This window comes from Curtobacterium flaccumfaciens, from assembly GCF_004361695.1.
Taxonomy (GTDB): domain Bacteria; phylum Actinomycetota; class Actinomycetes; order Actinomycetales; family Microbacteriaceae; genus Curtobacterium; species Curtobacterium flaccumfaciens_B.
Genome location: NZ_SNVW01000014.1, coordinates 11968 through 23512 on the forward strand (window position 1 = coordinate 11968; position 11545 = coordinate 23512).

Here is an 11545-nt window from a genome sequence, read left to right on the forward strand (position 1 = left end):
AGGAGATGAGGGCCCTCCCGGATGCTTCCGGGAGGGCCCTCATCGTGCCGCCGAGTTCTTGACACGCAATCTCCGACGCGCCTTCGGTGGGGTGTCTTAAGAACCTCCGGATCCTTGAGACGACGTCGTCGTCGAAGGCCCAAGACAAGGCCGTATCCCGCGACGGGCATCGGTCTATCCTCCGATGCGAACCGCGGTCCGGATGACGGGCCTCTGATCAGGTGATTCCCCGGTCGCTGTTCTTGTGCGTTGAGCCGATTTGCGAGTACCCCTTCGTGAAATCCGTCACGGCGACGCTTCTGCCAGGGCGGCCTGCTGCGTAAGGAGCACGTTCACCAGATCACTCGCCGCGTCCCATTTCGCGCTGAACACCTCCACGTGGGAAGCCGACGTGATGCGGATTGTGCCTCGTGACCTCTCACGCGTGAGCGACACCGTTGCCGCCTGATGCAGGTCAGCGGTCCAACTTCGCCGCTTCGAGGTGTAGATGACCCGTGCCGCGGTAATCGCGAGCAACCCCTTGGTCGACGGGATGATCGTCTTCGCCTCGGCGACGCTCAAGACGACCTCCTCCGCGAGGAGCGCCGCGTCGAGCCGCTCACGCTCAGCGTCCCCGCGCGAGCCGTTCACTGGTCACGCTGCGCTTCGCGAGCAGCCTGTGTCGCCGGCCGCCACGCCTTCGCCTCGGCACTCATCGCCTTGCGCGCTGCCGAAAGCCGCGCGAGCTTCCGCGGGTTCTTAGCAATGTTGATCACGGGCGTGAAGTGCCGGATGAGTTCAGTCTCGACGTCGACAAGCTTCGCGCGCATCTGCACCGGTGCCGCCCAGACCGCGAGCGAGAGGTGCGCGTGCATCCACGCCGTGAGCTGCGCGTCGCCATCGCCCGCCAGCGAGTACATCGAGAAGGACCTCGGGTTCGCCAGGTTCCGGGGCACGGCATGAAGCTCGAGCTGATCCCGCAGCAGCGCAGCGAACGACCTCCGCACAGTGGACCCACCCGTGCGCGTTGTGCCGCCCGGCACCGCAGCGAAGTGTTCCTTCAGATCGCGCTCCACGAAGCTCCTCTCTGCCTTGCCCACGTAGAGCGGTCGGTCAGGCGCGGCGAGTGCTGCTGGGTCATCCGCGAGACCCAGGTCCCGGTGCGCCCGCTCGTCGCCGTAGATCGCGTAGAGGCCGGGACACGACTCAACGTGCGCCGGCGCATCGGTGACCGACCAACGCGTGCCAGTCAGCGCGGCGACCGCCCCCGCTTCGAGGTCAGACAGCGTCACGAGGGTCTCCGGGATCGGGGTCCATCGCTACGGCTCCGGGATCCGGGTCGATCTCGATGTCGCCGGGATCTGGATCGATGTCGAAGTCGAGCGTAACGCTCGTCGGATCGGCCGGGCGCGGCGGGTTCGGGTTGTTCTCGAGGACGACGTCGTCGACGTCGTACTGGCCCCGCCCGTGCTCGGTGTCAATCGTGACCACGGCACGAGCCCGGACCCATGTCGAGGTCTCCCAGTAGTGGTCCGTCAACTCGCCAACGATGTCTAACTCGTCATCAGCTGCGTAGTAGTCGGCCTTCAGCGTGCTGCCTTCGATCCCGACGGACACCTCTACGCGCAGGACGACCGTGTCCCCCTCGGCTTCGTCGATCTCAAAGTCCGAGTCCGGTTCGAACCCGACGATGACGGCATTCTCGATCTCACGGGGGTAGTCGAACTGCACGAACGACGGCGAGGCGTACTCACCGTTCGCGTCCATCTCGCCACTGATCGGCTTACCAACGAGCGCCTCGATCGCCTCGATCGCCACGCGAACCAGCTCAGCACGGCGCAAGGCGTCGTAGGCATACCCGCGAAGCACCGTCGCGAGGGCGGCGTTCGCTGGGTCTTGCGCTGCCTTCGCTTCAGCCGCGTTGGCTTCGGCCTCCTTCACGGCGACGTTGATGGCTTCGACGACGTTCTCGAGGGTGTCGATGATCTTGATGCGATCCCGCGGGATACTGCGCTGGTCGAGGTCATCGACCAGATGCTGGTGGAGCCGGTCGTTGGCGCCCGTCGGAAAGTAGCCGGTGTCCCTTGTGACGAAGAAGATCGTGTCGCCCGAGTCATCGGCTGCAGCAATGTCGAGGACTGTCTCCCAGATGGCGGCGTCACGGAACCCGAACGACTTCTTCTTCTTTTGTGTCTCGGTCTCCATGAACGGCCGTCGTCGCGCCAGGTCGCGCCGCACCAGGTCCCGAGTGATGTTCTCCGGGACAGGTGCTGCACGGACGCCCGCGTTCGCCAGCAGGGCGTCACGATCGGAGCTGACCTTGTCGAGGAGATCGTCGAACTTCGCGACGATGTCGTCGAGGTCCACGAGGGACTTGATTTCTCCGAGCGCTGCCCTCGCCTCATCGCGTTGCTTCGTCAGCGCCTCGCGGTGCTGACGCTCGAGCTCGTCGACGACGACCTGCGGGATCACCACCTGGCAGGAGCCAGTCCGAGCGAGGTCGATCAGGCGCTCTCCCGCGGAGGACCCCAGCCACCGAGCCCCGTGGAACGGATTGGTATCCGGGACGACGGTGATCATGACGCCATCATGCCGGACGGAGCCGGAGCAGATGCGCTCGTCATGCGCCGATACCGCTCACCGGTCCCGGCTCGATGTCGTCTTCGAGGCGGTGCTGCAGCCGCCCGGCCGCCGAGGCCGACTGCGCCCACAACTCGGTCACTGTCACGTCCTGCGCCTCGATGAATCCGCGCAGCCAGAACCAGAAGTCCAAGAAGATGATGGCCGCGTGCTGGATCAGCACCTTACTGTTGCTCGAGTACTTCGGGTATAGCGAGGTCCAGCCGTCGCCGTACTCAGAACCACCGAGCAGCTCGAAGTGCTTAGTCACGCTCGAGTGCGCGATCTCCGAGTACGAGCCGTACAGCGTCTTGAGCGGGAGCCGCAACACCTTGACGTTCGGCGTCGTGCCGAGCAGCTTCGACGCTGGCGCGGTGCCGAGCTCGTGTAGCCGGGCGAGGATCTCGAGCTGCTTGCGGATGAGCACGGTTCCGTCGATGAGCTCGGACTCACGAGCAGCGTCAACCACTGCGAGGTGTGTGCGCAGGAATGAGGTCACGAGCCCCGTGTAGTACGCGCCGTCCTCGAGCCGCGCCAGGCTGACCCCGTTCAGCACGCCGATCACGGCCGCGATCGCATCGTCGAGTGCTTCAGCGACGGCGGAGGACCATACATCGGCGTCGAAGCGACTCCGGGCGAGCGAACGCCAGCCGTCCCGCTGTTGCCTGACCGACCTCCCGGACCAATCCATCAACGAACTCGCGATGGCTGTCTTATGGAGCACTGTGCCCTTAGGCTCGCAGGCCCAAGGGCCCGCTTCAGCTGGTTGAGAGAGCTGAGCCGGACCGTCATAGCTTCATCATGCTCGATCAGGTTCCGGCGCCAAACGGGCCTGCGGCGCCGCGGCTTACAGAACTCTTCCGGATACGGCTTCGCGTAACAGCATCCCTCCTGTGAGAGCCACCGGACGAGACCTGTTGGCCGGATGCCAGGCATGGCTTTGCGGCCCTTGAGCATCGTCAGCTCCGCTTGGTCGTTGCGAGCCACGCCGTCGCGGCCCCGGGCCATGTGACGGCTCCACGCAGCCGTCATGATAGAAAGTCGAGACTCGCGCTCTGGAAGGCGCGGTGACTCTAGGGGATTTAATGAACATTCCGGATATCGACTTCAATCGAGTCCGATCGTTGGGTGCCGGCGGTCAGCGCGATGGCTACGAGCAGTTCATCTGCGAGCAGGTCGCGCAGGAGTCACCCGATGCCGGCGCCCGCTTCGTGTCTCTGCACGGGGCCGGGGGTGATGGAGGTGTCGAGTGCTACTGGACGCTTCCCGACGGAACTGAGCAGGCTTGGCAGGCAAAGTACTGGACCAGCCACGCTGACGTGGACAAGCCACAGCTCGACAAATCCGTAGGAGCCGCCCTCGCAAACCATCCAAAGCTCACCAGGTACACCATCGCCATTCCCGCGGATCCGACGGGTCGGACGAGCGGCAAGGGGAAATCGCTGCTTGAGAAAATACATGACCCGGGTGGTTGGCTCGACGGCTGGAAGACGATGGCAGCCGACCGTGGCATGATCGTCAATTTCGACTTCGAGTGGGCGACGAACATCACCACTCGGCTCACTCGCTTGGACGCCTCCGGTGCCCAACGGCGGTATTGGTTTGACGCCGACGTGCTGCCCCTGCAGTGGTGGGCTGACCGGCTGCAGGACGCAACCCAGGCCGCTGGACCCCGGTACACGCCGGATCTCAACGTTGACGTCCCTGCGGCTCGCAGCATCGCCGCGCTCTGCTCGGACGATGAATGGTGGCAGGTCGTCCTCGGCCAGGTCGAGGAGCTAGCAGAAGCCAGACGAGGCCTCCGATACGCCTTTGCTGATGCCTCGGCGGATGGGCTAGGTGCCGCGCGCAGCGCCGCCACAACGGTCATCGAAGCTCTCGAAAGTTGGAAGCATGACCGGACGGTCGCAGAGTTCCAGGTTCTCGACGAGACTTTGAAGGCCGCCGCCGCTGTCGTCGGGGAGCAGGAGGCCCTCGAGGTTGACCGGATGAACGCCACGCACGAGAACTGGGACAACGCGGGGTGGAGACAGTACCAGAGCGAATACATGGTCCGGTTCCCGGCTGCAGCCGTCGATGCTCTGCGTGACTTGATGGGCAAACTCAGAACCACGACCGACCTCCTCATCGGCCCCCTCGGAACGCTTGCTAGCTCTCAAGTTGCGTTGATGACCGGACCTGCCGGCATCGGCAAGACCTACCTCGCTTTAGACGCCGCCGCCCGGCGCTTTCAAAAGGGGCGGCCTAGCGTCCTCATGCATGGCCGCTGGTTCAATGACCACGATCCGCTCACCCACCTACGCGACGTGCTCCAGATGCCAGCGGACCTGACCAGCGAGGAGGTGATCGCGCTACTGGACCAAAGCGCGCGCGCCGCGGGATCTCCCACCTTGCTCGTCATCGACGCGCTCAACGAAACTCGCCCACGGTCGGCTTGGCGGGACAACCTTGATCGCCTTATCTCCATGGTCACCCGCTATCCGCACGTTCGGCTCCTACTGACAGCGCGCACCCACTACGTCAGTCAGGTTCTCCCGCCCGGCTTGGTCATCCCACGGTTCGAGCACACGGGGTTCGAGGGTGTCGAGTTCGAGGCGGTTAGCGAGTACGCGGCGTTCTACGGTCTCGAACCGCCGACCTCGCCGCCGATCCACGGCGAGTTCGACAATCCGCTCTACCTCCGCCTGGTCTGCGAAGCGCTGCACTCTGACGGACGGCTCTCCCTCGACCAGGCCAACATTGGGCTTGGCGAGCTCGCGAAGATGGTCCTCGACAACGCGAACGACGGCGTCAGTAATCGCATCGATGCGTCAACGTCGGATCAAGTCGTTCACCGCGCAATGCATGCTTTAGCCGGCGCTGTCGCCGACCATGGCGACGCCCCGCTGACTCGCGTCGACGCGCAAGCCATTCTGCATCCGATCTGGCCTGATAGCAGTGCGGAAAAGTCGCTACTCGATGCGCTCATCGCACAGGGTCTTGTCGAAGAAGACGTCGTCCCCGGTAGCGGCGCCCACGGCACCGACATCATCACCATCACCTTCGAGCGCATCGGCCACCATCTGATCGTCTCCGATTCGCTCGCCCAGGTGAGCGACGCAGATGGCGTACGCGCTCAGCTGTCCGGGCGTCTCGGTGAGCTCATTGGACTCGGCGCAACCATCGACGTCGGTCTCCTCGAAGCGGTGTCGGTTGTCGTCGCCGAACGCTTCGGGCTCGAGCTGACCTCTTTCGCCGACGAGATCTCAGACGTCATCGCCGTCGACACTGCCGTCATCGCCGGCACGGCCTGGCGGACCGTGTCATCCATCACTCCCGACACGGGGAGCATCATCACCGACGCGTTGCGTCGCGTCGAGACGTTCGACGCGGGTCTCACGATGCTGTTCAGGCTCGCGGCTCGTCCCGGCCACCCACTCAATGCCGACTTCCTCCACGAGTCTCTCAGCGGGCTCACAATGGCGGCTAGAGATCAGTTCCTCGTCGGGTGGCTGCACACCAGTCACGGCACCAGCGGAGCGGTCGACCGCCTGATGCGATGGGCAAGCGAGAAACCACTCCATCAGGTCGGCGCGGAAACGACACGCTTGTGGGTCACCGCGCTGTTGTGGACGACCAGTGCCACTGATCGTCGCGTTCGTGAGCCAGCGACGATCGCCGCGGCCCGCCTGCTCGTACGACACCCGCAGCAAGCTGCCGGCCTACTCGAACGGTTCTGCGCAGCCAACGACGAGTGGGTCGTCGAACGCACTCTCGAGGTCACCTACTCGGCACTGCTGGCCAACGGGAGCGGCGCGGACTGGAATGCAGCAGCTGTTGTCGTCTGGGTCACCTTCTTCGCACGACACGCAGACCTCACCCCCAACGCCGCCGTGCGCGACGCCGCACGCAGCATTCTCGAAGCGGCGCACGATCGCGGAGCACTGCCCGCAGAGGTAACAGCCGGCCAGTTCAGGCCCCCGTATAGCAGCACCTGGCCGCTGACCTGGCCCACGGAAAACGACATCGCCCCATACGACAAGCGCGACTACCCCAAGCTCGTTCACTCCACCACGGTTGACGATTTCTTCACGTACCAACTCAGGCCCGAACTCCGAGACCGGCCAGGCGTTGACATCCCAGCCGGCGCACGGTGGGTGGTCGCAGAGGTCATCCGACTCGGCTACGACCCCCGTCTGCACTCAAACTTCGACGGCTACGTGCTGGGGAAGTACGGGCCCGGACGCGGAAAGCCGAAATGGATTGAACGGATCGGCAAGAAGTACCAGTGGATCGCGCTTAATCGCCTCATCGGGCATCTGTCCGACCACGCCCCCAAGACGAGGGCGTCCTGGGAGGCTCCCCCGCCGGCCGTTCCCGGACCCGAATCCTCTATCGTCCGGCAGGTCGACCCCACAGTGACCGAGTTCGAACCCCCGAGCGAGGCTTCCCGTTCGTGGGTGCCAGTCTACGACTGGGACGTGAAGATTGAGCGGGCTGACGCCGAATGGGTGGCCGATGACTCCGACCTGCCGACCATTGATGTCACAGCAGCCGAACGAGACGGACGTGAGTTCATCGTCGTATCGGGCTCGTACAACTGGGACCTCACCGACGACACCGAGAAGCGCACGCACCAGGTATGGGCCAACCTCTACACCCACCTGGTGAAGACCGAGCATCTCTCCGCGGCCCTCGGCGAACTTGAAGAGCAAGATCTCATCAACAGGCTCGACATGTCTCGACTTCCCATGAGCTACGACGGTTATGTCGGCGAATACCCATTCGGGCATCACCACGGCGAGACTTTGAGTGTCGTGGAGCACGAATGGATGGATCCACTAGGCGTCCCAACACGACCAGCAGTGTGGGAGCTGCTCGGCGAGAACGAATATGCGCCAGGCAACCTCGCGAACATCTCGTTCAACGCCCCTGCGCCCGAATTCTTCGGAGCCGCACCTGGCCGCCTGCACTGGAACGGCCGCAATGGATGGACCGACGCGAGCGGCCGGCTCATCGCCGCCTTGCGGCACTCCGTGAACGTGGGCCAAAACGAACTTCTGATTGACGCAGACTTCCTGCGAGACTGGCTCGCTACCGAGCAGAAGTCGCTTATCTGGATTGAGAATACGGGAAAGGACGTATATCGGGACATGGGTTCGAGCAGGTCCTATCCTGGATCTCTCGTCCGTTCCCAAGTGCGAGCCTGGACTCCGGGGCATGACCTGCAGGTCGTCGCACCCGGATGGCAACGCATTGCCGCTCGCGACGAATGATGAAGTAGGTCAACGAACGTCCGGGGTTCCGAGCCCGGAGGGTGTCAAGAGACGAAAGCATTGTCAGTCGGCGAGGGCTACGTCGTGTTTGATCTAGGACGACTGCGTCGCATTAGTTCGGACTAGACCTATCCGAGCTCAGGGAGCGGCTGGGCAGGAGTCAGTACATCGGGTGCCGCTCGGTGATTCGCAGCCAGTCATCGAAGTCCGGGATCATGGTCCGCTGCGCGGAGCGAGCACTCCACGCGTTCTCCCACTCGCGAATACGCAAGAGGCACAGCGCGAGGTAGTCGGTGGCGTAGCTCGACCATCGGGCGCTGTAGTTGATGGAGTCGCTGAGGACGTCGTCTCCGGTGTCGAGGAAGACGAGGCCGTTGCCGAGCGCTTCACCAAGGCAAGCGCGTGTGGAACGCTTGAGGTGTCGCCATTGACGCGGGAGCCGGATCTTCATCGCGTCCAGGCTGCGGTACGCGATCGGGATGCGCTCGACCCAGAATGCGGTGTCGCGGCGGTCCCGCAGGTGATGCAGCTGCTCGACCATCGGCACCATCCACGCGACGAGTTCAGCTGCCGCCGCACGGCGGCGTTGTCGTTCGTCGTCTTGTCGCCGCTGGGTGCTTCCGATAGCGCCGTCGATGAGGGGGCCGATGGTTCCGCCGATGATGTCGGTCATGAACGCAATCTCCAGGACACATCCGACATTCAGCCCGAACCGTTCGCAGGAGCCCGTTGCTGCTGCCAGCCGGAGGCAGCGAGCCGTGGATAGATGGGAACACGACGAAGCCCTCCCGGTTCGAGAGGGCTTCGTCGTGTTCGGTCTGGGTCGACTACAAGGCGCTGGTTCGGAGCGGGCACCGAGTGACCCGCCGGTTCGCGCCGGGGCTCAGGGGGTTCCCGTTGCGGTCCTGCTTGACCCGGTACCGGCGGAGCTCGACCTGGTCGGCCGACATGACGTGGGTGGCGTCGAAGGCAGCAGCCGCGTGGCTGGGCGTTGCGGGAGCGTAGAAGCGGCCCTCTCGCTAGAGCGCGGGCGACCGTGTTGCGGCGGCGGCGACCTCCGGGTGTCGCGCGGTGTGGTCGGCTCGGTGCCACTCGGCAAGAGTGGTCAGGATCGCCTGGCTGATGCTCCGCGAGCGGGCCGCTGCGTCGTGGCTCTGATTCGGCTTGCGGGAGTTCGTGACGGCGACCTCCGCCTTGAGGCTGTTGCTGAAGGGGGTCTTGGCGTTGTCGTTGCTCATGGTTGTTCCTTCGGGAGTGTTCTGGTGTGGACGGCGGGTATGACTAGCGGGTTGTGGTGGCGGGCGACCCGGGGCGGTCGGGAGTGGACGGTGTGAGGGGCCAGCCGATGGTGAGGGTCTCGTTCTCTTCGCCGGATCTCGGGAAGCGCCGGTAGTAGGGGGCTCCGTTCCGGTACCCGAGCGATCCCGGTTACCCGGTCGGCGACGACCTTCCCCTCATCTGCTGTCAGGACTCCGTCAAGTTCCCGAAGGAGCACCTGCCGCCGCTCACCCAAGCCTTGCGGTACAAGTCCCGCGAGTGGACCGACTTCCGCGGCTACGCGCGCAACCTCATCGAGAACGGAAACTCGATGCTCAAGGCTCCGAAGTACGGGTCTCTTCACGACCACCTGAACAGACAGTCTCGCGGCTTCGCATCCGGCAAAGTGTTCCTGACGTTCCTGCTCGTCGCGCTCAACATCAAGCAGATCTGCGACTTCCTGAAGGCGAAGGAGATCGAAGACCGCCGAGCAGCCGACAACCGTCCCCCTCGCAAACCACCGATCCTGCGCCGCAGAGATCGCGAGTACTTCAACGAGTACACGGGCACACTCCCCGGTGGAGTGCCGGACCTCGAGGTCCGCCAGGCGCGAGCCAAAGCTCGACGGGAGAAGGCGGCGAAGGTCGACGCCGAGAGAGCGGCCGCCACGAAGACCAGTCGATCGAAGCGAGCGAAGGCGGCAACCAAGCGCGCCTGAGCCCGGAGGGCCCAGCACAACGAAGAGAGGCCCGCAGCCCTGTGGCTGCGGGCCTCTCTTCGTTGTTGAGTTCTTAAGACGATTCCTAAGTTGCCCCTTCGGTCGGGCTGACAGGATTTGAACCTGCGACCCCTTGACCCCCAGTCAAGTGCGCTACCAAGCTGCGCCACAGCCCGCGAACCCCGAGGGGTTCAGGACCCCGGAGGGTCCTCGCCCACGTCCGACCGGAGCGCGAGCGACCGGTCCAGCATAGCGGACGTCAGACCCCCTCCGCGCCACCGCGAGTCCGCCGCACCACCACCCGCCGCGCCGCCAACCACGGCAACCCGAACCCGGCGAGCAGCCCACCGGCCCCGTCCGCCGCCAGGTCCCCGATGGTGTCGTCGTACCCGACGTAGATCGCCGAGTCCACGAAGTTGTGCCCGAGCCACTCCCCCATCTCCCACGCCGCCCCGATCGCGAGGCCGGCGCAGAGCGCGAGCACCGCGACCACGACCCGGCGCTCGTCCGACGGCGCGGGCACGGCACGCAGGTCGGCCCCGATGACGTAGAGCACCGCGGCGAGCAGCCCGGTGAGCACGACGTGGAAGAACTTGTCCCACAGGAACACCGACGTGTACCACTCGAGGACGCTCGACCACCCGGCGACGAGCACGAGCACGCACACGAGCACGTCGAACGCCGGCCGCAGCCCGAGCATCCGCGGCACGACGACGCCGAGGAGCGACAGCGCCATCACCGGGAACGCCGTCCCGCCCCACCCGACGGAGGCGACGACGAGGCTCACGACGGTGAGCGCGCGGACGACGTCGGCGACGAGGAACGTCGGCCGCAGGAACGTCGGTCCGAGGGTGGCTATCACGATGCCCACCGCACGACCGCGTGCACGGCCGCGTGGTCGGACGGCCAGACACCGTCCGGCCGCCGGTCGGACACCGCGACGCGGTCCACGTCCGCCCCGGAGGTCACGAGCACCCCGTCGATGCGCCGGCCCCCGACATGCGGCGTCGCGTAGTGCGGGTACGTCCCGACGGGGTCGCCGACCTGCCTGGAGGCGCGGCTCCAGCTGTCGACGACGCCCGCGTCCGCCAGTGCTCGCCAGGGTGCGGAGCCGGCGGGGGCGTTCCAGTCGGCCATCACGACGGCGGGCAGGCCGCGTTCCCGCACGATCCGGCCGAGGAGCTCGGCGGACCGCAGTCGGGCCCACGGCGAGAGCACGTCGAGGTGCGTCGCGATCGCGGTGAACCGGACGCCGGTCGCACGGTCGCGGACGACGACCCCGACGGCGTGGCGTGGGAACGCGGTCGCCCACGAGCGGGAGCCGGGCCGGTGCGGTCGACGCGACAACGCCCACGAGCGCCGTTCGAGCACCTCGAGCCGCGCCCGGTCGAGGAAGAGCCCGACCTGCTCGCCGCCTCCGCGTGCTCCGCGGCCGACGAGGACGGGTTCGAGACGCGACCCGAGGGCGGCGGTGAGGTCGTCCGCCTGGGTGGGCAGCGCCTCCTGGACGGCGAGGACGGTGGGCGCTTCGGAGGTGACGAGCGCGACCACGGCGTCGCGTCGGCGCTCCCACGCGTCGGGGTGGCCGGCAGGCCGTGGCACACGGCGCCGGACGTTGAGGGTCATGCAGTGCACGTCGGGCGGCTGCACCGCGCCGATGAGCGGGCGGTCGTCGTCGTCGTCGTCGTCGGGCATGCGTCCCTTCTACGAGACGACA

The 11545-nt window shown here is 65.7% G+C and carries 10 protein-coding genes and 1 tRNA gene; 2 read left to right on the forward strand and 9 right to left on the reverse strand.

All coding sequences use genetic code 11. From position 1 onward, the window contains the following. Nucleotides 1-285: 285 nt before the first annotated feature. Genes EDF64_RS16110 through EDF64_RS16125 form a run of 4 tightly spaced genes read right to left on the reverse strand, consistent with a single transcriptional unit; the run spans nucleotide 286 to nucleotide 3289 of the window. Complete coding sequence (locus EDF64_RS16110; protein WP_133520979.1) at nucleotides 286-630, reverse strand: hypothetical protein; 345 nt, start codon at nucleotides 628-630, stop codon at nucleotides 286-288. Next, entirely contained in the window at nucleotides 627-1271 is a 645-nt protein-coding gene (locus tag EDF64_RS16115; protein WP_133520980.1) for a GIY-YIG nuclease family protein, read from the reverse strand. The genes EDF64_RS16110 and EDF64_RS16115 overlap by 4 nt, the downstream gene beginning before the upstream one ends. Then, nucleotides 1258-2559, reverse strand: a complete 1302-nt coding sequence (locus EDF64_RS16120; protein ID WP_133520981.1) for a PIN domain-containing protein — start codon at nucleotides 2557-2559, stop codon at nucleotides 1258-1260. The genes EDF64_RS16115 and EDF64_RS16120 overlap by 14 nt, the downstream gene beginning before the upstream one ends. A 40-nt stretch (nucleotides 2560-2599) precedes the next feature. After that, nucleotides 2600-3289 (reverse strand): hypothetical protein, encoded by a 690-nt coding sequence (locus EDF64_RS16125; protein ID WP_166645779.1) that lies wholly within the window; start codon nucleotides 3287-3289, stop codon nucleotides 2600-2602. Nucleotides 3290-3683: 394 nt separating this feature from the next. On the opposite strand from EDF64_RS16125, the gene EDF64_RS16130 reads away from it, so the two are divergent. Then, nucleotides 3684-7853 carry an NACHT domain-containing protein gene (locus EDF64_RS16130; RefSeq protein ID WP_133520983.1) on the forward strand — a complete coding sequence of 1390 codons (4170 nt, stop codon included), beginning with the start codon at nucleotides 3684-3686 and terminating at the stop codon, nucleotides 7851-7853. A 160-nt stretch (nucleotides 7854-8013) separates the two neighbouring features. Here the strand turns inward: EDF64_RS16130 and EDF64_RS16135 are convergent, their stop codons facing one another. Next, nucleotides 8014-8526: a hypothetical protein gene (locus tag EDF64_RS16135; protein ID WP_133520984.1), complete on the reverse strand. Its 513-nt coding sequence runs from the start codon at nucleotides 8524-8526 to the stop codon at nucleotides 8014-8016. A gap of 346 nt (nucleotides 8527-8872) precedes the next feature. After that, a complete protein-coding gene (locus EDF64_RS16140) occupies nucleotides 8873-9091 on the reverse strand; it encodes a hypothetical protein (protein WP_133520985.1) in 219 nt (72 codons plus the stop codon). Between the two features lie 278 nt (nucleotides 9092-9369). Between EDF64_RS16140 and EDF64_RS16145 the strand changes: the two genes are divergently transcribed. After that, entirely contained in the window at nucleotides 9370-9828 is a 459-nt protein-coding gene (locus EDF64_RS16145) for a hypothetical protein (protein WP_133520986.1), read from the forward strand. Between the two features lie 102 nt (nucleotides 9829-9930). On the opposite strand, the gene EDF64_RS16150 is transcribed toward EDF64_RS16145, so the two are convergent. The 3 genes from EDF64_RS16150 to EDF64_RS16160 all read right to left on the reverse strand — a co-directional run bounded on the left by EDF64_RS16150 (nucleotide 9931) and on the right by EDF64_RS16160 (nucleotide 11523). Next, a tRNA-Pro gene (locus EDF64_RS16150) sits at nucleotides 9931-10004 on the reverse strand. 83 nt (nucleotides 10005-10087) lie between these two features. Further along, nucleotides 10088-10690, reverse strand: a complete 603-nt coding sequence (locus EDF64_RS16155; RefSeq protein WP_133520987.1) for a hypothetical protein — start codon at nucleotides 10688-10690, stop codon at nucleotides 10088-10090. Beyond that, nucleotides 10687-11523 (reverse strand): endonuclease/exonuclease/phosphatase family protein, encoded by an 837-nt coding sequence (locus EDF64_RS16160; protein WP_133520988.1) that lies wholly within the window; start codon nucleotides 11521-11523, stop codon nucleotides 10687-10689. The genes EDF64_RS16155 and EDF64_RS16160 overlap by 4 nt, the downstream gene beginning before the upstream one ends. Nucleotides 11524-11545: the final 22 nt, after the last annotated feature.